General features: G+C 59.5%; 23 protein-coding genes and 1 tRNA gene. 10 read left to right on the plus strand and 14 right to left on the minus strand.

The genetic code is table 11. From position 1 onward, the window contains the following. Window positions 1–158 precede the first annotated feature (158 nt). Window positions 159–659, minus strand: a complete 501-nt coding sequence (locus ASD02_RS23645; RefSeq protein WP_200951709.1) for a dihydrofolate reductase family protein — start codon at window positions 657–659, stop codon at window positions 159–161. A gap of 270 nt (window positions 660–929) precedes the next feature. Next, complete coding sequence (locus tag ASD02_RS23650; protein WP_057221159.1) at window positions 930–1,616, minus strand: TetR/AcrR family transcriptional regulator; 687 nt, start codon at window positions 1,614–1,616, stop codon at window positions 930–932. A gap of 142 nt (window positions 1,617–1,758) precedes the next feature. On the opposite strand from ASD02_RS23650, the gene ASD02_RS23655 reads away from it, so the two are divergent. Genes ASD02_RS23655 through ASD02_RS23665 form a run of 3 tightly spaced genes read left to right on the plus strand, consistent with a single transcriptional unit; the run spans window position 1,759 to window position 4,686 of the window. Beyond that, window positions 1,759–2,769 carry an efflux RND transporter periplasmic adaptor subunit gene (locus ASD02_RS23655; RefSeq protein WP_057221267.1) on the plus strand — a complete coding sequence of 337 codons (1,011 nt, stop codon included), beginning with the start codon at window positions 1,759–1,761 and terminating at the stop codon, window positions 2,767–2,769. Between the two features lie 7 nt (window positions 2,770–2,776). Next, a complete protein-coding gene (locus ASD02_RS23660) occupies window positions 2,777–4,018 on the plus strand; it encodes an ABC transporter permease (RefSeq protein ID WP_057221160.1) in 1,242 nt (413 codons plus the stop codon). Then, window positions 4,015–4,686: an ABC transporter ATP-binding protein gene (locus ASD02_RS23665; protein WP_057221161.1), complete on the plus strand. Its 672-nt coding sequence runs from the start codon at window positions 4,015–4,017 to the stop codon at window positions 4,684–4,686. Before ASD02_RS23660 ends, ASD02_RS23665 begins: the two co-directional genes overlap by 4 nt. 209 nt (window positions 4,687–4,895) lie before the next feature. Here the strand turns inward: ASD02_RS23665 and ASD02_RS23670 are convergent, their stop codons facing one another. The 4 genes from ASD02_RS23670 to ASD02_RS23685 form a co-directional block, all read right to left on the minus strand. Continuing rightward, complete coding sequence (locus tag ASD02_RS23670; protein ID WP_128090368.1) at window positions 4,896–5,657, minus strand: transporter; 762 nt, start codon at window positions 5,655–5,657, stop codon at window positions 4,896–4,898. Between the two features lie 199 nt (window positions 5,658–5,856). After that, a complete protein-coding gene (locus tag ASD02_RS23675) occupies window positions 5,857–6,648 on the minus strand; it encodes a hypothetical protein (protein ID WP_057221163.1) in 792 nt (263 codons plus the stop codon). 299 nt (window positions 6,649–6,947) lie between these two features. Then, window positions 6,948–8,381: a DUF1254 domain-containing protein gene (locus ASD02_RS23680; RefSeq protein WP_057221164.1), complete on the minus strand. Its 1,434-nt coding sequence runs from the start codon at window positions 8,379–8,381 to the stop codon at window positions 6,948–6,950. Between the two features lie 166 nt (window positions 8,382–8,547). Then, window positions 8,548–9,069 carry a hypothetical protein gene (locus ASD02_RS23685; RefSeq protein WP_063978360.1) on the minus strand — a complete coding sequence of 174 codons (522 nt, stop codon included), beginning with the start codon at window positions 9,067–9,069 and terminating at the stop codon, window positions 8,548–8,550. A gap of 140 nt (window positions 9,070–9,209) precedes the next feature. Between ASD02_RS23685 and ASD02_RS23690 the strand changes: the two genes are divergently transcribed. Then, on the plus strand, window positions 9,210–10,220 hold the full coding sequence (locus ASD02_RS23690) for an AraC family transcriptional regulator (RefSeq protein WP_057221165.1): 1,011 nt from the start codon (window positions 9,210–9,212) through the stop codon (window positions 10,218–10,220). A 58-nt stretch (window positions 10,221–10,278) separates the two neighbouring features. Here the strand turns inward: ASD02_RS23690 and ASD02_RS23695 are convergent, their stop codons facing one another. The 4 genes from ASD02_RS23695 to ASD02_RS23710 all read right to left on the minus strand — a co-directional run bounded on the left by ASD02_RS23695 (window position 10,279) and on the right by ASD02_RS23710 (window position 14,360). Further along, window positions 10,279–10,731, minus strand: a complete 453-nt coding sequence (locus ASD02_RS23695) for a DUF2721 domain-containing protein (RefSeq protein WP_057221166.1) — start codon at window positions 10,729–10,731, stop codon at window positions 10,279–10,281. Window positions 10,732–10,843: 112 nt separating this feature from the next. Beyond that, window positions 10,844–12,871, minus strand: a complete 2,028-nt coding sequence (locus ASD02_RS40625; RefSeq protein WP_057221167.1) for a mechanosensitive ion channel domain-containing protein — start codon at window positions 12,869–12,871, stop codon at window positions 10,844–10,846. A gap of 365 nt (window positions 12,872–13,236) precedes the next feature. After that, a complete protein-coding gene (locus tag ASD02_RS23705; protein WP_057206957.1) occupies window positions 13,237–13,563 on the minus strand; it encodes a hypothetical protein in 327 nt (108 codons plus the stop codon). Next, complete coding sequence (locus ASD02_RS23710) at window positions 13,560–14,360, minus strand: DUF2092 domain-containing protein (protein ID WP_082555607.1); 801 nt, start codon at window positions 14,358–14,360, stop codon at window positions 13,560–13,562. Before ASD02_RS23710 ends, ASD02_RS23705 begins: the two co-directional genes overlap by 4 nt. A 203-nt stretch (window positions 14,361–14,563) precedes the next feature. Between ASD02_RS23710 and ASD02_RS23715 the strand changes: the two genes are divergently transcribed. Continuing rightward, complete coding sequence (locus tag ASD02_RS23715) at window positions 14,564–15,499, plus strand: AraC family transcriptional regulator (RefSeq protein WP_207207531.1); 936 nt, start codon at window positions 14,564–14,566, stop codon at window positions 15,497–15,499. A gap of 626 nt (window positions 15,500–16,125) precedes the next feature. Here ASD02_RS23715 and ASD02_RS23720 read toward each other — a convergent pair. From ASD02_RS23720 to ASD02_RS23725, 3 genes are all read right to left on the minus strand, one after another. Beyond that, a tRNA-Met gene (locus ASD02_RS23720) sits at window positions 16,126–16,199 on the minus strand. Between the two features lie 516 nt (window positions 16,200–16,715). Further along, a complete protein-coding gene (locus ASD02_RS37330; RefSeq protein ID WP_082555608.1) occupies window positions 16,716–17,186 on the minus strand; it encodes a BA14K family protein in 471 nt (156 codons plus the stop codon). Between the two features lie 102 nt (window positions 17,187–17,288). Then, the gene (locus ASD02_RS23725) at window positions 17,289–18,251 is read right to left on the minus strand and encodes a LysR substrate-binding domain-containing protein (RefSeq protein ID WP_082555609.1); all 963 of its coding nucleotides are present in this window, start codon (window positions 18,249–18,251) and stop codon (window positions 17,289–17,291) included. A 466-nt stretch (window positions 18,252–18,717) separates the two neighbouring features. Here ASD02_RS23725 and ASD02_RS23735 point away from each other — a divergent pair, with 466 nt between their 5' ends. Further along, complete coding sequence (locus ASD02_RS23735) at window positions 18,718–19,533, plus strand: nickel-binding protein (protein ID WP_057221171.1); 816 nt, start codon at window positions 18,718–18,720, stop codon at window positions 19,531–19,533. Window positions 19,534–19,614: 81 nt separating this feature from the next. On the opposite strand, the gene ASD02_RS23740 is transcribed toward ASD02_RS23735, so the two are convergent. After that, window positions 19,615–20,517, minus strand: a complete 903-nt coding sequence (locus ASD02_RS23740; RefSeq protein ID WP_057221270.1) for a LysR substrate-binding domain-containing protein — start codon at window positions 20,515–20,517, stop codon at window positions 19,615–19,617. Window positions 20,518–20,776: 259 nt separating this feature from the next. Between ASD02_RS23740 and ASD02_RS23745 the strand changes: the two genes are divergently transcribed. From ASD02_RS23745 to ASD02_RS23760, 4 genes are all read left to right on the plus strand, one after another. Then, window positions 20,777–21,472, plus strand: a complete 696-nt coding sequence (locus ASD02_RS23745; RefSeq protein WP_057221172.1) for an ABC transporter permease subunit — start codon at window positions 20,777–20,779, stop codon at window positions 21,470–21,472. Further along, window positions 21,472–22,209: an ABC transporter permease gene (locus ASD02_RS23750; protein WP_057221173.1), complete on the plus strand. Its 738-nt coding sequence runs from the start codon at window positions 21,472–21,474 to the stop codon at window positions 22,207–22,209. The genes ASD02_RS23745 and ASD02_RS23750 overlap by 1 nt, the downstream gene beginning before the upstream one ends. Further along, window positions 22,202–22,993, plus strand: coding sequence for an ATP-binding cassette domain-containing protein (locus ASD02_RS23755; protein ID WP_057221174.1), 792 nt, complete (start codon window positions 22,202–22,204; stop codon window positions 22,991–22,993). Before ASD02_RS23750 ends, ASD02_RS23755 begins: the two co-directional genes overlap by 8 nt. 86 nt (window positions 22,994–23,079) lie before the next feature. Further along, window positions 23,080–23,913 (plus strand): lysine/arginine/ornithine ABC transporter substrate-binding protein, encoded by an 834-nt coding sequence (locus tag ASD02_RS23760; RefSeq protein ID WP_057221175.1) that lies wholly within the window; start codon window positions 23,080–23,082, stop codon window positions 23,911–23,913. The last annotated feature ends 30 nt before the right edge of the window (window positions 23,914–23,943 follow it).

The following is a 23,943-nucleotide window of genomic DNA, read 5'->3' on the forward strand; positions in this document are numbered from 1 at the left end:
GGTTCGTTCAGCGTTCGCATCTCGGCCAGAAACTTGGCCGGCGATCTCTCGGACCTTGGCGAAGAGTTCTACATGATCGAGGCGCTGAGCGTCGATCTCATCTAACTGCCGACCCTCGACTACGACTTCGTGACAGCACCCCAGCAAGGTGAAGATGTCTACTTCTTTGCTTCCGTCGATTCCATCGTGGCCGTTCGATACTGCGGACGCCCGGTGGGACGGTAGGCTTGGATGATCACCCCGCCGGCGGTGGACCGTGATGCGACCAGTTCGAGTGCCTTATCCGGGCCCGTCTCGCGAAAGAGCCGCATACCCTGGCGGAGGATCAGCGGGTAGGTAAAAAGGTTGATCTCATCGACCAGGTCGTTGTCGAGCAACCAGCGGATGAGCGTGGTGCCGCCATGTACTTGCAACTCGCCGCCCGGCTTGGCTTTCAGGTCTCGGATCGCGGTCACGAGGTCGCCCGGAAGGACAGTGGTATTCGCCCATTTCGGGTTCCTGAGCGTATTCGATGCCACGTATTTGGGCCGCGTGTTCAAGGCGAGTGCGACGGGGTTGTCACGCGGGATCTCCTTGGCCGCTCCCCAGGAGCCGGCAAAGACCTCGTACGTCCACCGGCCGAACAGAAACGCGTCGGCGCGCGCGTAGATCTGGCCCAATGCGGCCCCCGCCTCTTCGTCGAAGAGCGGCGCAATCCATCCGCCGCGCTCGAAGCCACCGCGACAGACCTCGTCGAGCCGAGCCCTTGGATGACTCCATCAAGGGAGACATTCGTCATGGTAATCAATTTCATGATCGTCGTTCCTTCCGGTTGGTCACCGCACGCGCCTTCACTGCATAGACGAACGGCTGATCCGGAATTCGACAAACCATTCAAGAAATCTTTTCGGCCGCCGTCAATCTTGCCCGCATACCGCCAGGCCGACGGGTCAGGCTTGCAGGAAGGTGCGCGCAAAGCCGGGTTCCGTTACCTCGATCGACCCCTCCGGAAGCTTCAAAAAACGCTCGATCGCGGTGCCATAGGTTCGCATCCAGCTGTCCAGCATCGCCGCTGCCCCGTCGAGGTCACCGGCCTCCGAAAGTTGCAACGCCTTGTGCATCATCTTGGCGACGCTCAATCGCAATTGCAGAAGCATCATCGCGGCAGTTTCCGGATCAGGTGCGTCCAGCGCTCCCTGCGCATGACCGCGCCGCAGTATCTCCGTGATAATTGGCAGACTGGCTGCCTGGAGAGCCTCGTCGATGCGGTGATACAGCACGACGTTTTCCGGCTTGAACAGGGCGTTGAAGGTATTCTTCAGCTGCGGCGCCATTTCAAGTTTTAGTCGCCGCGAGCCGGCGAAAAGCGCATTCAACTGTCCAACGGCATCAAGCGAAGGGTCTTCGGCGAGGAGCTGCAGTTCCTCGAGATTCCTCTTCGCCAGTCGGGTCGCGACCGCCTCGAGGAGCGCCTCCTTCGAAACGAAGTAGTGATAGAAAGCACCCTTCGAGACATCGGCCTCACGGATGACGTCGTTGACCGTCGTATCCTCGTATCCATGCTGAAAGAACAGCCGTTCGGCGCAATCGATCAGCTCCTTCGATCGGACCTCGGGCGATTTCTTTATTCTAGCCATAAGTGCTCCGAGAACTCCGCCTTAGCACGGTTTGAAATGTGTTCGACGAGGCCCACGATAGGCAAGGTGTGTTCACCCTTGAAACAAACCGACCGTCGGTCTATTTTTACTGCATGGATTGGAAGGTTTCAAGGAGCGTTTCGTGCAGCTAGCTCGTTATGCAATCGCTGCTGCCACCATAGCCGGCATCGGCGCGGTGGCCACCTGGTATTTGTTTCGTGCAGTTCCCGTATCCGTTGTTGCCCCCAAGCGTGGCGATGCGGCAGAAATCGTTTACGCGGACGGTGTCGTGGAGCCGCGCACCTGGGCGAAGGTCACGCCGACCGTGGCCGAGCGGATCGTCGAACAATGCGACTGTGAAGGCGAACGCGTCGCCAAGGGACAGGTGCTCGCCCGCCTCGACGACACGGAGGCGCGCGCAGCGCTCAGCGAACTCCAGGCGCGCCTGACGCTGGCGCAGGAAGAATATCGGCGTAAGCTGACGCTGGCCGAAAAGCGCACGATCAGCGAACAGGAGGTCGACCAAGCGCGCAGCGAACTGGGCCAGCTCGAAGCTTTGGTGGCGGGTCGTCAGGCGCGGCTTGCGACCTACGTATTGCGAGCACCGAGCAACGGCCAGGTGCTGCGGCAGGATGGCGAGATCGGCGAAGTCGCCGGACTCGGCACGGTGCTCTTTTGGGTCGGGGAACCGAAACCGCTGATCATCACGGCCGACGTCAACGAAGAGGACATTTCGCGCGTCGACGTCGGGCAGCGGGCGCTATTGAGATCGGATGCTTTTCCCGATCGCAAGCTCGAGGCGACCGTCGACAGCATCACGCCAAAAGGCGACCCGGTGACAAAGACCTATCGTGTCCGCTTCCGCCTGCCCGACGACACGCCGCTGCGCATCGGCATGTCGACGGACGTCAACGTCATCGTGCGGGTATCGCATGGCGCCTTGATCATTCCAACCGTAGCTCTGGAAGGGACAAAGGTCGCCGTTCTCGACGGCGGGCGTATCAAGATACAAGCCCTGAAGACGGGCATACGTGGCGCCGAAGGCGTCGAGATCCTATCGGGTCTCGAAGACGACGCCCGTATCGTCTCGCCGTTCCCGACCGACCTTGCCGACGGTGCTCGCGTCAAGGCCGCGGCCGAGCCGGAGAAATGAGTTCGCCATGCGCCTCATCCTCGACATCGCGCTGACCCACATTTCCGGCCGGGGACGGCAGACGGTCGTCGCGATGCTGGGAGTTGCCGTTGGCGTCGGCTTTTCCATTGCCATGGCGGCCCTGATGCAGGGCGGCCAGGATGATTTCGTCCGTCAGCTCGTCGACACCATGCCGCATGTGCAGGTGACCGACGAGCAGCGCACGGCCCGGCGGCAACCGGCAGAGGACCAGTTCGATGCCGCCGCCATTTTCGGGCTCAGGCCGCGAGAGGACCGCCGCGGCATCATCAACCCAACCGCAGCCCTCGCCTGGCTCAACGCCTGGATCCCGGGGCGCATTGCAGCGACGCTGAATGCACAAGGGGTCATTCGCTATTCCGGCCAGGAGGTCGGCGCTGCAGTCCTCGGTATCGACCCGCAAGCTGAGCCCCGCGTCTCTCCGATCATCGAGGATTTCAAGGCGGGAAGCTTCGCGACCCTCGCCGCCGGCGGCAACAACGTGGTCATCGGCGACACCATGGCCTCACGGCTCGGCGCTGGCCTCGGCGATACGATTACCGCGGTCTCGTCGGAAGGGCTTAGCCGCCGCTTCAAAATCGTCGGGCTGTTCCATACGGGAACCACCGCGCGTGACGAAGGAGAAGCCTACGTGCTGCAGAAGAACGCACAAATCCTCTCCGCGCGGCCGAATGCGATCAACCAGATCAATATCAAACTCGACGACCCGAACGCCGCGCCTGCGGTGGCGCGCCGCGTCGAAGCGGAGCTTGGCTACAAGGCGATTGCCTGGCAGGAGGCAAACGAGTCGATCCTGGAAGCGCTCGTCGTTCGCAATGTCATCATGTACACCGTCGTCGCCGCGATCATGTTGGTTGCAGGTTTCGGCATCTTCAACATCATCTCTACGATCACACACGAGAAGGCGCGAGACATCGCCATCATGAAGTCGTTGGGTTTCACCGAGTCCGACATGCGCATTCTCTTCGTGCTCGAAGGTGTGGCCATCGCCACGGCCGGCACGCTGCTCGGCTGGGCGCTCGGCTTTGCGATGGTTTATGCGCTTTCCCTGGTGCGCTTCGAGATATCCGCAACCGGGCAAGAAATGACCCGGCTGCCGATCGCCTGGAGCATGCTTCACTATCTCATCGCCGCGGCCTTCGCACTCGGCTCGGCCGCCGTTGCCGGCTACCTGCCCGCAAGGCGCGCGTCCCGCGCAAATCCGGTCGACATCATCAGGGGCGCGACATGAGTTCACTCATCGAAGCCAAGGATCTCACGCGCATCCTCCAGGAAACGGTGCCGGTCACACTGGTCAAGGAGGTGACAGCGACGATCGCCGAACGGGAATTCGTCGCAGTCACCGGCCCGTCCGGCTCTGGCAAGTCGTCGCTTCTCTATCTGCTTGGCTTGCTCGATCGGCCGACCACCGGCACGCTGATGATCCGCGGCCGGGACACCGATCTCATGGATGAACAGGAGCGGGCCGCCACGCGCCTGGAGAATATCGGCTTCGTCTTCCAGTTTCACTTCCTGTTGCCGGAGTTCACTGCGCGCGAGAACGTCGAGATCCCGATGCGCAAGCTTGGCCGTCTCGCCCGAGCTGAGATGCGCCAAAGAGCAAGCGATTTGCTCGACGCACTGGGCCTTTCCGATCATCTCGACAAGCGTCCCGATCAGCTTTCGGGCGGCCAGCGTCAGCGCGTGGCGGTGGCAAGGGCACTCGCCAACGATCCACCACTGATCCTCGCCGACGAGCCGACCGGCAGCCTCGATAGCAAGAGCTCTGAACAAGTCTTCACCATCCTGGAAACGCTGGTTCGCAAGCAGGGCAAGACGGTGGTCGCCGTGACGCACGATCTAGACATGGCCGCGCGCATGGACCGGCGCCTCAATCTTGTCGATGGGCGATTGCATTGAGCGATCGCTTCGCCTGACTCGCCGCAACAACCTTTGCCCACCGGATCGAAAGCCGGAGCGCATTTTCAAACCGAGATTGCGAAAGTTGGTTGTCCGAGTTCCAGCGACAAGTTCCACTCAGCGCCTGCAACCAAACAGTATATGCCAGAACATGCCGAGACCACCGGCTTCCCGGCGGATAGATTCATCGCCAAAACGGGCCCTAATCGTCACTTCGGGAACAGGAACGTTACTGCCGCTCTGAAACCCCATCCTTGCGGCCCGTTTTCAGGTGCCTGTGCCCAGTACCGCGCACCCGCTGTGAAGCTCACGGGCTGCTCACCGAATTTCACCAACTTTGACACCTGAAAATTGACCGGAACCGACCACTCGTCCTGGATCCAATCGTACGTGCTTTCAGTATTCAGCGAATAAGTCCATGCATCGGGCGTAGTATAGGAAACAAAAGGCTGCAGATACGTCGAACTGACATCCTCCCGGTCACTCTGGCCGGCGAAAGACCAGATGTGGTTGGCCAGTATCCCGTATGTCCAAGGTCCTTCCTGTTTCAAGGCGACAGCCGTAGGACCAGCTCCCCATTTTCCACTCCCAAGTAGCTCATCGGTCGCCGTTGGGATCAGGAAGACCGGCCCAGCGCCCCAGATGATCCCGCCCGGGCCGGGTTGCTTGGGGGAAACGAAAAGGCTCTGAGTGATATCGCCGAGACCGAACTGGTGGCCGGATTGCCCGGCTATGTCATTTTGCGAGATCACCGGCAAGATTGTGCGCGAGATGATGTTCCAGTCTTCGTTCAGCGAGATTGGGATGACTGGTTGGATATTGAGGACTTCGCGATTGCCATTCTCAGGGCCGTAACCGCGATCATAGTTGAACTGAAAGGGCACGCTGATGAGCGAAGCAATCGGATTGCTGAGCTTCTTGGCGAGCTCAGCGCCGGACTCTTGAGCAACAGCTGACCCGACGGTAGCCATGAAAGAGACAGTCAAACAAATAATTCTGTAGTGCGGCTTCATATTGTGACCTCGGCCCCTGGATTCGAAGGTTTTCTGTGCTGCTTTACCTCAAGACGGCAGTGGTGCAGCTCGCATTACGGCACAGTGAGCGGACCACGATCGGTCCGCTCGTTGTCTATAAACGTCCGCTGAACGTGGCGAACGGCACATCAGCATCCTAAAACCGTACGACCAGGCCGAGGATGGGGCCCTGCTGAACGGTGTCGAACACGAACCCATCATCGCTGTAGTCGACGCCCAAAGCGCGGTAACCGGCCACTGCCGAAATCGTGTCGCTAAACCGGTAGCCAATCGTCGCAGCGACGTCCCAGTCGAGATCGGCACCACCTGCCCCAATGAACCCCCACCCTGTCAGATAGATTTCGGGAGTGAGCGAATAGGTGCCGCGAAGGCCGGCTAAACCGTCCACCCACGTTGCACCATCGCTTCTGGAACGCCCATCGAGAATGCCACCGCTGAACGAAAGCTCGCTTTCGACGGACCAGACGCGCAGACCGCCGACGATTTCGAGCCGCGCGCTGTTGTCCTCAAAAACCGAATACCCCGCACCAAGCATTCCGGCGAAGGTCTCGGATTTGAGCTCGGCGTCTGTGGCAAGGATGCCTCTTGGCGTACCGGCCTGCCCCGAAATCTTGGTATACATGACATCGCCGAAGATGCTGTAAGGTCCATTACGGGCCTCGCCCATCGCCATGGCGCCGAAATCGAGGTGATCGAAGATGTCGCTGAAACTGGCGTCGACGTCCACGGCAGGCAAGCCGAATTGCCCGAGTTCCCCCGACAAACCAGCTGCCCAGAAATAAGGCGCAAAAGTAAAGGTCCAGCCACTCTCCGTGGTCGTCTGCCGAGCCTCTGGCGTCATCGGCGAATAGATGTCCGCAGCCATTGCTCCATTACTAACGAGACATGTTCCGATCGCCGCCAGAGCGCGAAGTAGGTATAATTTCATGCTAGCCCCTAATAGCGGCCGCCGATGCGGCCAACTCGATTTGCGTCCGCGATTCAGACCCAGACGGAGATCGCTGTTTAACCCGTTGCTGTTTTCGTGAAGGTCGGTCTCGTTCGACCCGACGCGCGGGCGTCTAATAAGACACGCGGCGCTGTAGAAGAGATACTTGGCGCAGCCCAATGGCAAACGCCCAGCGAGAACGCACCGCCTATGCAAATGCCGGCTGCCGCCTACTGTCCTCGGTCAGAGGACCACAAGAAGCAGAGGCGCCAGCCGAGCATCAGCACAATGGGGGAGAACTATTCGGCCACAGTGATGCCGGGCGGCTGCCACGTCCCTTCGCCCGCCGGCAAGATCGAAGGCGCTTCTGTCTTCGGCCAGTACAGGCGCATCACGAGGTAGATTTTGTCATCCGGCGCCGGAAGCCAATTGGATTCCTTGTCCGCACCGGGGCTGTCCTTTTGGAGGTACAGCGTCAGCGAGCCGTCCGCGTCCTTTTTCATCTCCGGCAACATCGGAGAGTTGATCAGGTAGCGATTGATCGGATTCTTGACCAGGAGCTGGCTCTTGCCGTCGTACATGGTAACGGACCAGAACGCATTTACTGGTGGCAACTGGCCGGCCGGGAAGGTCAGCGTGTAGTTGTGCTTGCTGCCGTCGAGCGGCGCACCGGCCGCGTCCGTTCGGGTATAGGGGTACATGGCTTCGACGGCATCATTGCCCAAGAGACCGCCCTTGGCGGCGCCTGCCCGCATCACCCAATCGCCATTGTAAAAGGCCTCGTCGCCAAAGAACGAGCCAACGTTCCAGCCGTTGATGTCCTTATTTCCGCTGGCCAGCCATTTGTCGACTTTGTCATTTCCCTGCTTCATGGCCACCAGGATTTCGGCTTTATGTTCGAGCGATAATTCCTTGAAGTCGAAGGTCTTGCCGGGACCGATGCCAATCCTCGCAAGTTTCGCGCGAATCTCCTTGTCCCTTGCCGTCTCAGGGACGAACTGCAGGGCTGCGTCGAGATATTGGAAGAAGTTGTCCTTGATCCCGGCGGTGGTGGCAGGAAGGAACTCGATCGTGGCCGCGGCTGGCGGGGCCGGAGTTTTAAGAAAACCAGATAGCGGCTGGGCCTTGTAGCCGGCCTGAATCTTCTCGACGTTCGGCATGTCGTCGGGGTTGAAGAGCTGCGTGCGGATAAGCGCGAGCGTGAACGGCGTCGTCGATTGGAAAACCTTCTTGATCCCGGAGGGCGTTTCACCCTTCCAGTCTGGGCCAACGACCAGATAATCGCCCGGCTCGGTCCCCGTGGCGCGCGTGCCGATGTAGCCGTAGTTGTAGGTGTTGCAATCGATCAATTGGACCGAGTAGTAGCGGTCCTTTTCGATCACCGGCACCGAGATGACCATCGGCTCAGCGCGCAAATCCAGCCAGATGAACGAGTAAGGCGTGTCGCTGTTCGGCGTAATGACTGCCGTGTCAGCCGGGCTGGCGACATGGTGCATGTTGTTGATTTCGTTGAACGGCGCCTTGAATTGCCCCGAGTTTTTGTCAACGGCGAACTCTTGCATAACCGCATAAATCATCACCAGCGGCAGGCCGTAGATGAAGCCTTCCTCGGCGATGTCTTTTGCCTCGATAATGCCCGGGTGGCTTTGCGCCATCAGCAGGCTTGGCCTCGCGATCACGGCGCTAGCGGCGATCGCCGCGGTGGATCGAAGTAGATCTCTCTTCGTCAGCATTTGCCGTACTCCTTGTATTATTCGATGAGTTATCGAAACGGCGCGAGCTGTGGGGCAGCTCCGGAACCCTGGACGGAATCGTCCGGTTGCATTGGCTGTTGGTGAGGTATTCGCAAGACCTGATGCGGCTGCAGTCAGGATAATACCGAGCCGCAACCGGCAGGTGCTAATATAGAAAGGCCCGCCGGTAGCCGCGCCTGGCCACGCCCGCATAGGAGAGCGGCGTCAACGGCATGCCGATGATGTCGATGAACACAGAGACCTCGGAGCCCTTCTCCGGCATTTCGCCGCCAACAACCTTGACTGTGTAGGTCAAGTTATCGTCGTTCAGCTCCGGATTCTCTAGGACGACGACGACCTGCTTGAGCTTGTCCCCTTCGAGGATCGACAGGTCGGCATTCGGCGGATCGGAAAGGAAGCTGTCCTTGCCCTTGCTCCAGAACGGCACGAAAGCGGCCGTCTCCATGTTCCCGGCAATGCGCTCGGGGCGGTCAGAGAAAAACAACGTGGCGCCGCCAACACCTTCGAGCGTCAGCTTGCTCGACGCCTTGTCGAATTTCATAGCACTTGCGGTTTGAACGAACAGGAAGTCGGCGACTTCGTCGGTTGCCTGCGCCAGTCGCGGCATGAACGGCACTGTCGTCGCCGCGACAGAGGCTGCCAGCAGTAGGTTCCGTCTGGTTGTCATAGTCGCACCCCTCCTAAAGGTCGCAAGACATGTGGGTCACTACTTGTGCGACCCACATGTTTTACGGCACTAAACAGTATTCGCAATACGAAACCACTCATTTTGCGCCACGGTTGTCTTATTTCTGGAGTGTTGCATACATGGCTGAAATCCCGGTCATTTCCAATCGCATCCTGTCTGGCATGCCGGCCTTCATACGGCGTGAAATGGGGCAAAAGGCGCTGCTGCAGGCCAATCGCGCCATCGGCTTCGATTTCGAACTGACCGAGGGAGAGAACTGCTTCATCCCGCACGCGGCGGTAATCGGCTTCGTCGAAGCGGCCGCACGCGTTGCCGGTGAGGCCAACTTCGGAATCCTGATCACGCCGATGATGAACGTCGCCAACTATGGCAGCTTCGGACACTATGTGTTTGGCGCCGACACCCTGGGGCAGGCCATCGAGCGCAGCATTGCTGGCCTTCGTTATCATAGTACGGTTGATAGGATGTCAGTCGCAGTGGTTGGCGATGAGGTTCGGTACAGCTATGTGTTCGCTTTGGCCGGCCACTCAGGATATGCCAGCATTGTCTGTGCCGCCGCGGGTGTCCTGCTCAGCCTCTTCAAGGCTTATCTGCCCCCTGACTGGCGACCGCTGCGCGTCGAGCTTGATACCGACAGACCGCGCCAGGCAGGCCTTATTGAAGACGTCTTCCAGTGTCCGGTTCTTTTCAACGCACCCGCGACAAGCATCGTCACGGATCGCCATCATCTTTCCGCTGCTCCGAGGCCCGCTTCCTGGCCAATGGTCACCATCGAGGATGTAGCGCGTGACCGGCGAGGCGGCGCTCCACGGGATCTGCTCGAAGTCATCATGGAGCAGGTCCGGGTCCAAGTTCTCACCGGCAGCGTGTCGATCGATGGTGCCGCGCAATCGTTGGACACCAGCGTCCGGACCCTGCAACGGGAGCTGAACAGGGCCGGCACCGATTTTCGCGGGCTGGCGGGCGCGGCAAGGGTTCAGCGAGCCATTGAACTGCTGTGGCACACGAACGGCTCGATCACGCGCGTTTCGGCGGAGTTAGGGTATTCATCCCCAGCCAATTTCGCCCGGGCCTTCCGAAAGGCAACCGGCAACGGACCGCGGGAGTTTCGCTCGAATATCTCGCGTTGAAGTTACGGCGGTTTGCCGTTCAGCAGCGCGAACGGCGACCAAGATCAGAAGTACCTGGTCAGTCTTGCTCCATGGGAAATTGGTCCATTCGTATTTGCCGCAACAAGTTCCGTCCGGCGATCAGCAATTCAAACAAGAATGCGACAAGCGATCCGATGAGCGAGACTATGGCACCACCAAAAAACCAGAAGAGATTTTCTTGGCGCAGTCCGATGGCAAGTGCACCAGCAAGTAGATTTACGATTGCGCCGCCCGTGCAAATGCCGGCCATTACCCCAAGCACGACCGCAACTTCCAGAGCAAGTGCCCTTCGCCGCAGATACGCGAGCTGCATGCGTAACAATTTGCCCTGCTTCCCCCTTTCCGCGACCTCGTTCAGCCGGTCCGATACTCTCCCGAGGCGAGTGGTGTAGATACTGACAAAGCCTGCGGTACCGGCCAACAAAAACACCGGCGCAAGGGATGTTTGTATGACAGAGGCAAGGTCGTTGACGATCGGCGGTGTGTCCATAATTCCTCTTAGAGCATTTCCAGAAAAAGTGCGAAATGGTTTTCCGTCGGTAAATGCGCAAAAACAAAGAGATAGAGCGTTTCCCGGCGCTCCGTTTAAACCGGAAACGCTCTTAAGAAGCTGGCCCATTCGGTCCCGGTGGAGCAGTGGTGCCTTGAAGTTGCCGCGTGGCGTGAGCCGCAGCAGCTGAACCTTTGTCATCTCCGCTCACCTGGACGACAGGCTGAGCGAAATCGATCCCGTTGTCGCCAAACACCTGCATGAGCATCGTATATGCCTTGCGGCGGATCGCGGTTTGATCGCCAGGCTTACAGGTGAAGCCAACGCCGAGTTCGATGCCGTACTCGCCAATTTGCTCGACGCCCTTGAGCTTGAGTGGCTCGATGAATGACGAGCCGAGCTCCGGATCTGCCTGCAATTCCCCGCCGATTGCCTTGATGAGCTTGCGGACCTTGTCAAGATCGGTTTTGAAGGGGACACGAATGCGGAACTTATCAACCGACCAGTCACGGCTCAAGTTCTTGATGGCGCCAAGCGAACCGAAGGGCACCGTGAATATCGGTCCGCGATGGTGCCGCAACCGGACCGATCGCAAACTGAAGGACTCGACTGTGCCTGTGTAACTTCCCGCCTCAATATACTCCCCGACGCGGAATGCATCGTCCAAAAGATAAAAAATACCGCTGACGACGTCCTTGACGAGCGTCTGTGAACCGAACCCGATGGCCACGCCGACCACGCCCGCACCGGCGATGAGCGGGCCTATCTGAACCCCCATCTGCGAGAGAACCGTAAGCGCGGCCACACTAAGAAGCCCCGCGGCCAACGCGTTGCGGAATACAGGCAACAAGGTGCGAAGCCGGCCTTGGCGGGCGATCTCATTCGGTGTGAGTGCTCCTCGATCGCCAACGCGGCCGAGCTGACGGGCAATGTAAGCATTACCCAACTGCCAAACGAGGTCGATGACCAGCAAGATGACGACGCTGTTGAAGGCGCCGGTTATGATTGTCTTGGCGAGCGCCAGCTGACCGGTAATGGGCTGGAAATTGTGACGCCAAACGAATGCGATCCAATCCACTGCGATGATGATGATGATCGCTCGCGCGCCTCGTACAAGCAGCACTGTCTTCGGATCTGCCGCATCACCGTCATTCCAGCGTGAAGCCGCAAACGCGTGGGTCAACTTGTCAGCGATTGACAGGACACGGGGCACAACGACAAACATAATGCCGAGCCAAAATAGCGCCAGGAAACCACCGCACCAGAGCAGCCAGAGCGTTACGGCGCCGGCAATGCCGGTTGTCCGAGGCACGCGTTGGCCCAAAAGCTGTGCATCATCGCTGGAGCGGTTGCGGCCGATAGCTTCGATCGCGATCAGAAGAAGCAGGCCCGAAAATCCAATGGCGATCAAGGAACAGACGTCCTCGGCAACGGCGAGCCGCTCGCATATGGCCGAGAATGCCATCGCCGCTGCTAGCACCGCGACGAACAGCCGGACACGGGGATATGCCTTGGCCATCGGCACGGAAACGGTCATCGCCAGCCGGCAGAGCGCCAACACGCTTCGGTAGGCGACTGTCGCGACGAGCGAATAAAGCACGACCACACGCATGAGCGGCGGCCAAGGAAAGATGAGAAAGACGAAGGCAACCGTCGCCGTGAAAATCAAGAGTGGCGCAAACTCCGTCTGCATCTGCGACAAGAGTTGATTGGGCAAGGTCACGGCTGGCACTGAACGACGAAGGAACCATTCCGTGCAAAAGCCAATGCCCGCGATGATGCCAATCATCAGGATCCCGGGGGCAAATCCACTATCGTGCGCCTCTTGCCGGACCGACGAGGCTGCGCGGTAGAGTTCGCTGCCTACACGTGGCACGGCAGACAAAAGGACGTTGAGGCGGGTACGCGAGCGGGCCTCTAAGTCGTCGATGACCCGCGCTACCTCGGCGGCCCCTTTTTCGGGAACTGCTGCTTGCCTTTGCGCCAGCCATGTCTTCACGTCCGCGTCTTCGAGAAGACGCAGCAGCTCGGCCACCTTTGGCGGTTCTGCTGTGCTCGTTGCCGGCGCCTGCGCGTACGACAGGGAAACAACCGACAGGCAGATGAGCAGGCTCAGTAACAGGAAGCGAATGATGAACATGTAACCCCGTCGCAGCCACCGCGCTGACCGTTCTCAAATACGGCGGTAAATAACCCCGAACTGATGCTGATCCGACAGAATCAGTCGGATCAGCTTGGCAGGCGGAACCAACCGGAAAACACCTTTGTTGCGATCAGTCCATCGAAAATATTCTGTATTCACTCGGCCAGCCCGACTTCACCTGGCTTCCAGGACTTATCGAACCACGGCTCGAGCGGCCTGCAGGCGCAGAAGGATATTCCACCCTTTGCAGGCAACTGGCCGTGCCCAGTCGGCGCTACTGTTGCTCGGAACATCGGGGGCGACGCACGAAGTGGGAAAAAGGGTGAAGATTTAAATCGAACTGGTGCAAACAAGCTCTGGCATCAGTCGATGTAGACCACGACGTAGCGCCCACCATAGGGCTGGTAATAGACCCCGCCGCAGCGCCAAATCACAACGCCGTTGACACTGGTCCTGACACAGCCGGTGGGCAGCGCGGCGACGTAGACAGTGGAGCGGCGGATTACGCGGCGGGTGGTGCGACGCGCAACACCGGCAACGCTGCCCGGGGTCGCGGGGTGCCCAACGACCGCCTGGGCCTCCGATACGAACGAGCCGAACGGCATCGGTACAAGATGGTCGCCGACGAGCAGGGCGAGGCCGACGACTGTGGCGCAAAGGATCTTTCCGTACATCTTGCGCATCTTCATTCTCCGACCTCCAGCGATATGTCGCCGGTGACGTCTGCATGTATCTGTTCGAGTTTCCTAGCGTTCGCTGGCGGCGTGAATTTAAACTGAGCGCCGCCGATGGCGCCTGCCTTCCAGTCGCTGAGCCGGAGCGAGTATTCCGGCGCTCCGGTTACCCATTTGGTCGTGATGACATATTTGAGCGGCAACGGTTTGTTGCCCTTGCTGACCCAGATCTGCCAGTCGACAATATCTGTTCTGAAGGCGAGGTGATCGCACTCGACCCCGCCAAGGAATGCCGACCCCACGTGAGTACCCTTGGTAACCCCGTCGGTAAGGACGGTATAGGGGTCGCTTGCGAGCAGGTCGGCTCCCGGTGCATCGAGTCCAGTAGCGGCGCGAAGTTCATCTGCTGCCTCTTCAACACTTGGTCCCGAACTTTGCAGCTGCGCGTAGACGTTCATGCCTTTGCTGTGGAGCGAGATCGTGCTGCCGTCGAACACCACCTCCGCATCGGCGAATGGCCCTTGGCGCGTCAACAGAAAACCCTTGGTGCGATCGAGCGCAATAGTACCCGATGCGCTGTACTGGATCTTCTGTCCCTCAAGGTCGACGATTTCCTGGTCTGCGTCATAGGTGACGCTAAGAGACGGCATCGATTTGAGATTGTCGCTCATCGCAGCGAGAATCTTGGCAGCTTCGGGTTCTATCGCGTCCTGGGCCGAAGCGGACCACGCCGCCGCACAGGCGGCCGCCGCTATGATCAACGTATACGGGCGCCAGGTTGCATCAGGCCATTTCAGTTTCAATTTTCTCATCCGCTATCCTCAGACATCGCTCCTCCGACTTGGCACGTCCACCAACGGCCGTTTCGGGTCTCGCTTCCAAAACGCCTTCCGACCGAAAGCATTCCAAATCAATAATATACTGCTATAGCAACGCTTCTTACGTCTTGCCTTTTCACGCCAATTTAGCGTTGTGAGTGTTGAATACTGCACCTTCGATCAGGATCAGGACGTTCTTGGCCATCGCGCCGTATCTGGCGAAGCACGATGTCTCGGCGATTGAGTTCTGCAAACGCCTCGGCATTTCGCCAAACGTGTTCCAGAATGCCGATGGCTGGCTTGCGCGCGCGCAGTGCTTTCGCTTGGGCAATGAGCTGGCGGCTGTCGCGGGGGACCCGTTCGCTGGCGCGCATATCGGCTCGTCGACCGACCTGCGTGAGTTCGGCGGGTGGGGACAATCCGTTCTGGCAGCGAGGGATGTGGCCCACGCTTGCGCGCTCGCGTCCGACAATGTGTCCTCGATCCACCGCGGTTCGGATGTACGCTTCCTGGTGGAGGGCAAAACCGCGCGAATCGTCTTTCGCTTCACGGACCGTTGCGAATTCGATCCCAGGCAGTTCATCTTCGGCAGTCTCGCGGTTCTGCGAAAAGTGCCGCTTTTGGCGGGCGAAGCGTCCGGAATAAGGGTTCGACTGACCGCGACAAAAACACGAGGGGCCGAGGCACTCGAAGAGTGCTGGGGTCCCAATATCGAATTGGGGTGCGAGCACGACATGATCGAAATTGATCGGGAGTTGCTCGATCTGCCTCTCAAAACGCGGGAAACCGGCCCCTCAAAGGCGACGGCGGCCCTGATCTCGACGGTAGAGGTGGCGCGGCTGCTCAGCGACAGACTCTCCCTCGAGCGTGAACTTAGCTTGAAGGCCGTGGCAGCAAGAGTTCGGATGTCCGCCCGCACCCTGCAGAGGCGCCTGAAATACTGCGGCGTCGAGTTCGAGGAGCTGCTTGACGAGACGCGGCGAAGCGAGGCTATCCGGCTCATCCGCGAAGGAGGTCACAGCATGACCGAGATCGCCTATAGGGTAGGTTACAGCGATCCCGCTCATTTCACGCGCGCGTTTAGACGTTGGACTGGGATGGCGCCATCTCGATTTCCTCCAGACCATCAATGAGATAGATAAATGGAAGTCGTGCAAACATTGGCTTCCCTCCTTGCATGATTGTTTGGCGTTTTATGGTCTTAGGGGTGCCCCCTCGGGATGCGAGCCACGACACTCCTCCCAGAGGACGAGCAAGGCGACACCTGGCTTCTTGAGCTCGACAGCAAGATCGGCCCAGTTCGGCTCGACGCGTCTTCAGGTGAGATCTAGCGCCGTGCCGTCGCACTGGCTGGCCTCGATGCGCTGCAGGAGCTTGCACGAGCTACTGAATGTTTCCTTAAACCGTATTCGATTTAAGGATAAAACATGGAGTAATTCAAAGTGCTACAGCGGTCTGTGCGCGTCTAATAAGACGCGCCGCGTTGTAGGACCTTAGTCCGAGACGGACCGGCAAAGGTCGTAGGTGCGTTGCCGAATCTCACTCCCCATGCATACTCGGGCAGGCAAAGCGCCCACGGAACAACGGCCCGCCCCGCCGCCGTGAGCGCGAGTGGTCCCAGAGCGAAGGCCCCCAAGCCCAATACCGCAGCGCTCTGGGACCCGCCTTCTGGCGCAACTGCCCGCCCTCTAGAATCTCTCGCATCACTTTCAGGTCTCCCGACTGCTGACTACGGTCGGGGCTTTCTGGCGCTGAAGATTGGTTGCGGCGACAGGATTCGAACCTGCGACCTCCAATTTATGAGGCTGGCGAGCTACCGGGCTCCACGCCGTAGACCGGTCAGATGGCCGTTCCGCGCCTCGCTATCAGGCATGTGCCCCCTATTGGAGCGCCTTGCCTGTCGGCTTTTCTGTTTGCAAACAGCCCCGATTAGCCGGAAACGCGCTGTCGCTAGCCGGGGAGTATGCCGAGCTGGTGCACTACTCGGGAAGCCAGTCTTTCGCCGTAACGCGCTTGTGCTGGGCGACGGCTCAGCGATCAATCCGCATCGGCTTTCGCCTTCCTGATATGAGTGAGGCATTGCCTCGAATTGTTGTCGGATCCATCCACCTCTCCGGCGGAAGGCAAAGGTCGCCATTACCAATGCGGGATCAGAAATAGGTGGGCCACTTTCAAGCGACTACTAAAGCGCGCGAACGAGCCGCGAACAACCACAGGACGAAGAGTGTCCACCTACCCCGAGATTAACCTGCTTGCAGTAGGAACAAATAGTGAAAGGCGATCACCCTACCGCATAGCCGGCGGTCATTGAGGTCTGGAACCGATGACCGCCGCCCAATGGCAGCCTGATCAATAGTATGGCGACACGCACTCCTGGCGCGGCCCATAATACGGCTGGAAGGTATTGTCGTAGGCGCTGTATGAACGATAGCGGTCATAGCACCATTCGACATGGGCTGAGGGCGCGTTCGAATAGGCTCGGCGGGGCGGCGACGCGATCGCACCACCGATAACGACGCCTGCTCCAAATGCAGCAAGAGGATACCACCAGCCGTCACTGTGCCGACGATACCCGTCCCGCCGGTAACGGTAGCCGTTATAGCCGTTATAGTAGCCGTATCGAGGCCCCGAATTGTAACGGTACCCGTTGTACCCGCGCGAATGCGGCGGGCCACCATAGTGACCTGGCTTGTGGTGGATCAGTTCCACACCTTGGGAGTTCGGCTGCGCTACTGACACAGGAGATACAGGCAGAGCCTGTGCCGGTACCGTCGTTAGGGCCGTGGCAACTGCGACGAACACCGCACCTATTCTTTTCATGACATCATCCGATCGTTCTTTACCGGATCATTTTCCGGCACCTGCCATGAACGCAGGATGAACGCGAGTGGTTTGGCACAGCATCGAGCGTTAAAGCTCCAGTCACCGGGCTCGCTGGATTTCATCCAGGAGCCATTCCCTGACCGCGCGAATCTTGCGGGAATTCTCCCGTTCCTCCGGATAGACAAGCCAAAGGCTGGTTCCGTTGCGAGCGATGACATTGAAAAGCTGCACCAAACGTCCGGCCTTGATGTCCGGCGCGAAGGCTGGCGTAAGCAGTGCAACACCTTGTCCGGCGAGCGCGGCCTGGCTGACCACTATCTGCGTGTTGAAAAAGACCGCCGAGGAGATTTTTGGCTCGGAATCCCCAAATCCTGCCGCCTTGAACCAAGCTCGCCACCAGTCATCATCTCTTAGCAACGGCAGCGCAAGGAGATCAGAAGGTGCCGATATGTTGCCAGCCCCTGCCAAGAAATCTGGGCTGCAGAATGGAGCGAACTCCTCGGCCATTAGCTCATGGGATACCAGACCTGGCCAGCGACCGTTACCCGCGCGAATACCGACATCGAACGGCTCGCGTGCAAAATCGACCACGCGGCTCATAACTTCCAGTCTCAATTCAAGATCGCGATGGGCGGTCTGGAACGCCCCGAGGCGCAGTGCCAGCCAATTGGTCGCGAAGGTGTGGATCGCGGTAATCGAGAGTAAGTTCTCGGATGTCCGTGGTATGGACACGCGAAAAGCATGTATGGGCCTGGCTATGTTCTTTAGCCTTTGCGGTCCAATATCCACGTATGGCAGAGGCAGCTTTCGTTCGACATGTTCATAGACACTGCTGGACAGGCAGACTCCGCCTGGTTCTGCCACTCCCTCCAGACGCACGGCGATGTTGACACCGTCTCCGAAGAGATTGTCGCCATCAACCAGGACGTCACCGAGATTGATGCCGATGCGAAACTTCATTTGGTTGTTCTCGGGAAGATCGAGAGAGCGCTCAGCCAGATCGTTCTGAATATCGACCGCAGCCCGCACTGCCTCGACCGCACTGGCGAATTCCGCCAGCACGCTGTCGCCTGCCCCTGCGAATATCCGACCGCGATGTTTGGAGACTAGCTCAGCGATTACGTCTGGCAGATGCAGAACGCGGCGTGAGTACGCTCCTCATCAACCTCCATAAGGCGGCTGTAGCCGACAACATCGGCAGCGAGGATGACGGTTAGGTGGCGCTCCATAGCGGGAATGAGGATAGCGAACTACGAGGCGTAATGCCATTGCGCAGGCAATCCGCCAACGGCATAGATTTCACCTCCAACGCGATTGACGTGCTATTGTGCTGCGAGCGTCTACCGTCGACGTAGCGTTGAACCGTGGCGGCGTCGGCGGAGATGGTCTTGATGTTTTGCGCCACGACTGGCTCCCTTTTCTGCGCCACGGCTGGCGGCAGGACAGCCCGCGTTGGCCGAGATAGACGATTGTCCGTGGCTGTCGTAAACTGATTGATGACGGCAACGGTCCCTTCGGGAGCGAGCGAATGCCTATCTTCATGGACCGGCACGATCTTGCGGGCGCCTCCGCTGCGGATGTCGCCGAAGCGCACCTTAAAGATCTCAGCATACAGGATCAGTATGGCGTCAAGTTCCTGACCTACTGGTTCGACCACCGGCGAGGAACGACCTTCTGTCTTATCGATGCACCGGACGCCGAAACCGCGCAGTGCGTCCACCGCGAGGCTCACGGGTTCGTGGCCGGCGAAGTCGTGGAGGTAGCGCTATCGGCTGTCGAGGCTTTTCTGGGCCGAATACAGGACCCGGAGGCTGCGGGGCTGTCCGCGAAGGAAATGGATGCCGGTCACCGGGCGATCCTTTTCACCGACATCGTTGGATCAACCGAAATGACATCACGGCTTGGCGATCGCATGGCAACTGAACTCGTGCGAGCTCATGACGCCCTCGTTCGTGGTTGCCTGAGCCAAACGGACGGCCGCGAGGTCAAGCACACCGGGGACGGAATCATGGCTGCGTTCCCCTCGACGGCATTTGCAGTCGATTGTGCGAGGGAGATCCAACGCGAGTTTCAGCGCTACAACGCGGGCAATGGCGAGCCCATTCACATTCGCATCGGGCTGGACTGCGGCGAACCTGTCGAAGACAGCAATGACCTTTTCGGCACCACGGTCCAGCTGGCAGCGCGGCTTTGTGCGGCCGCGCGAAGCGACCAGATCCTGATATCTGAAAACATATTCCGAGAATATAACAACGCGGCCGTCTTCACCCATGGCATGCGCCATCACCTGAAGGGGTTTGCAAAGCCTGTCCTGGCCTATCAGTGCGAATGGCTAAATGCGTGAAAGCAGATAGCTTGGAGCCCTGAAACGTCGTCTTCTGGTCCGCGAAGCATAAACAGCTCGGGCGCCAACTTACACAGGGCCTCATCCCTGACTGATAAGCAGCGGGCTTACTTGCTGATCGTGATAATCCCAAAACTCCTTTTCGAATCGATCGACGATGCCCGATCTGCTCTGCCCTGAAGCACGAATGGCCAGAAAGCCGGCATCGATAAAGATCGAAAAGGGGCGAACGGTCACGCCTCTTCCGACGAATTCGCTGGCCGACGTCGGATCGATGATCGCGATGCCGGCACCCTCGGCCACCAGCGCAAGGGCGGTGTGGGACAGCTTCGTTTCCAGCGTCGACAGCTTGGGAATTCCCGCAAGCGCCACTTCCACACGCATGGCGAAAATCGTACCGGGCTCAAGGCTGATCATTCGCTGTCCCTTGAGATCGTCCGGACAGATCACTTGCCTTGCGCACAGTGCATGACCATCGGGAATGGCGACGACCCCGGGCAAGGGGCGGGTCTCGATGGTAAAGCCGGGTCGATCGAGCGGGCCATCGGCATAGCCTATGTCGGCCTGGCCGGCAGCAACTGCTTCGATGACCATCGACGATGGAAGGCCGCTTAGCGAGGCGTGAAGGCTCGGCTTGTCGCGCAGGAAGCGCGCGAGGAACCGCGGCAGGAAACCATTGCCAAGCGCCGGCATCGCCGCAATTCGCAGGGTCCCAGCCGACTGCCTTGCTATTTCTTCGGCGACGGCCGCGATCCGGTTCAGCCCGACGAAGGCCCGTTCGACTTCCTTCCACAGCGTGACGGCTTCCTGAGTGGGATTGATCTGATTGCCGCGGCGATCAAAGAGCCGAAGCTTCGTTGTGTATTCCAGATCGCGGATCAGCCGGCTGACCGCCGGTTGAGTGATCGACATGAGTTCTGCCGCCGTCGTCATCTGGCCAGTCAGCATGACAGCCCTGAAAGCCTCGACCTGTCTGAGATTCACATCGGTCTCCATAACATTTGCTTATTCTCATGCCGAATTTTCGAATTTGACGTCATGGATCCCCCATGCAAATTTCGTTGTCAAGCGAGGGCACTCCATCGGCTGGCTGAGGACTTAAGACAGGGTCCGGCTGGCGGCGGCACCTTCTCATCACAATCGAAAACCTTAAGAACCGGCGCTCCATCGGGCGCCGAAACGATGACGCATGCAAACATGCGCAGGGAACCGAAAGGCTGAATTGGTGGGTTACTTGCAGCTCATGGGCTTTAGCTCCGAAGGGTGGGGATACGATATGCTGGCGGCGACCGGCATGACGGTCTCGGTCGCAATCAGCGGCTTCCTCACCGGTGGCATCCTCGGGTGCCTCGGCGCGGCGGCGACGTTCTCGCGGTTCGCCGCGCTGCGTTTCGTCGGCGCATCCTATACGACCGTGCTTCGCGGCATTCCCGACCTGCTCGTCATCTACCTCTTCTATTTCGGTCCGAGCTCGGTCATCTCAACGGTAGCGGCGATGTTCGGCACCCAGGGTTTCGTGGGCGCACCGGCCTTTCTGACCGGAACACTTGCGATCGGTGTCGTTTCCGGCGCCTACCAGACGCAAGTGCTGCGAGGAGCGGTTCTGGCCCTTTCCAAGGGCGAGATCGAGGCAGGCCGGGCCTATGGCATGCCGCCATTCCTGCTTTTTCGTCGCATCGTCCTGCCACAGGCCGCCCGTTTCGCGATACCCGGTATCGGCAATGTCTGGCAGCTGGTGCTGAAAGAATCCGCACTGATTTCGGTGATCGGGCTGGTGGAACTGATGCGCCAGGCCCAGATCGGCGCCGGATCCACCCGCCAGCCGTTCAGCTTCTACCTGACGGCGGCAGCGCTCTATCTGACGATCACCTTTGTCTCCGGCCGCGGGTTCCGTATCGCGGAACAGCGTGCAATGCGCGGTGTGAGGAGAGCTGTGTGATGGCGCTCGACCTTTCTTTCCTCGCGGACACTTTCCTGGCGCTTCTGACAGGCATCCCATTGGCGCTTCAGCTCGCAGCAACGTCCATCATCGCCGGCGGCATCCTTGCCTTCGGCCTCGCACTGATGCGGGTATCCGGGAGATGGTGGCTCGATGGACCGGCGCAGATCTACATCTTCATCTTCCGCGGAACCCCACTCCTCGTGCAGATCTACATCATCTATTACGGCCTCAGCCAGTTCGAGGCCCTACGCCACAGCTTAGCGTGGCCGTTCTTGCGGGAGGCCTATTGGTGCGCCGTCATCGCGCTTGCGCTCAACACCGCAGCCTATAGCGCGGAAATCATCCGCGGTGGCCTGATCTCGGTTCCTGCCGGCCAGGTGGAGGCGGCGCGCGCCTGCGGGATGTCGAACACGACGCTGTTCCGGCGCATCGTGCTTCCGCTCGCCCTGCGGCAGATGCTGCCCGCCTATAGCAACGAAATCATCCTGATGACGAAGTCGACGGCACTCGCCTCGACGATCACGCTGATGGAGATCACCGGCATCGCCGCCAAGCTCATCTCGGCAAGCTATCGCCCCGTCGAAATCTTCATCTGCGCCGGCGCCATCTATCTCGCCATCAACTTCATCGTCGCACGGCTGTTCGCTGGCCTGGAATACGTCTCGACGCCCGAGCGGCGAACCCCGCTTGCGACACCTGGCGTCCCGGAAACACGGAAGGAATGTCATGTCTGATCATGGAAGTGTACCGGCCGTTGAACTGTCGGGAATCCGCAAAAGCTACGGCCCGCTGGAAGTTCTGCACGGCATCTCGCTCACTGCCAACGAGGGTGACGTGATCTCCATTCTGGGCTCATCGGGATCCGGGAAGTCGACCCTGCTTCGTTGCATAAACATGCTCGAAGTTCCCAACGCCGGCTCGGTCGCGATCCATGGTGAAACCATCCGGATCCATCAGCGCCAAGGTGTGACGCCGCGCCCGGAAGACAGCCAGCAGGTCAACCGTTTGCGGGCCAAGGCCGCGATGGTGTTCCAGTCCTTCAATCTCTGGTCCCATCTGACCATTCTCGAAAACTTGATCGAGGCCCCGGTGCACGTGCAAAAGCGGGACCACAAGCAATGTCTGGCAGAGGCGGAAGCCCTACTCGAGCGTGTCGGCATTGCAGACAAGCGCCACCATTATCCCGCCCACCTCTCCGGCGGCCAGCAGCAGCGCGCGGCCATTGCCCGTGCATTGGCGATGCGACCGAGCGTCATGCTGTTCGACGAGCCGACATCGGCGCTCGACCCCGAACTGGTCGGCGAAGTGCTGAAGGTCATGCGCGACCTGGCGGCGGAGGGGCGCACCATGCTGATCGTCACCCATGAGATGGCGTTTGCCCGCGACGTGTCGACCCGAACGGTCTTCATCCATCAGGGCGTCATCGAAGAAGACGGCACGCCAACCGAAGTCTTTTCCAACCCGCGTTCCGAACGGTTCCGGCAGTTCATTTCACGGGAGGAAAGTGCCGCCCCCTAGAGCATTTCAGGAAAGGCGGCGGCAATGCCCGAGCAGATCTGCCGTCGACAGAAATACCAACCAGAAAACACATAAGAGGTGAACTGATGAAAGTGCAAACGATCCTGACAACTCTCCTTGTTGCGCTTGGCGGAACCGCCGAGGCCCAGGACAAGGTGCTGACGATCGCAACCGAGGGCGCCTATGCACCGTGGAACTTTTCCGGGCCCAACGGCACGCTCGACGGCTTCGAGGTTGATCTCGCCAAGGTGCTTTGCGAGCGCATGAAGGTGAAGTGCGAGATCGTCGCCCAGAACTGGGACGGCATCATCCCGTCGCTGACGGCGAGGAAATACGACGCGATCATGGCCGGCATGAGCATCACGCCCAAGCGTGAGGACGTGATCGCCTTTTCAACCCCCTATGCCGCGGGCATCAACGCGTTCGCCGTCGCCGCCGACAGCCCGCTTGCCGGCATGCCGGGCACAGGGGAGAGCTACTCGCTGGATAGCCAGGCGGACGAGGCCAAGGCTCATATCGACGAAATCGCCAAACTGCTCGATGGCAAGGCCGTGGGCGTTCAGGGGTCGACGACGGCATCGGCATTCATGGAGAGCTATTTCAAGGATGCGGCCGACATCAAGGAATACAAGTCGACGGAAGAGCATAATTTCGACCTGGTGAACGGCCGGGTCGAAGCCGTGCTCGCCAACGCGACGGTTCTTACGGAGTCGCTGGCAAAGCCGGACATGCAAGGCGCGAAGATATCCGGCCCGCTCTTTTCCGGTGGCATCTTCGGCTTCATCGCCGTTGGGTTGCGCAAGGAAGACACTGCACTGAAGATGCAATTCGACGAAGCGATCGAGGGCGCACTTGCCGACGGGACCGTGAAGGAGCTGTCGATGAAGTGGTTCAAGATCGACATCACCCCCCGGCTCTGACGGACCCGAACCGGGTGCGGCGGCCTTAGC

This window comes from Ensifer sp. Root1252, from assembly GCF_001425885.1.
Taxonomy (GTDB): domain Bacteria; phylum Pseudomonadota; class Alphaproteobacteria; order Rhizobiales; family Rhizobiaceae; genus Ensifer; species Ensifer canadensis.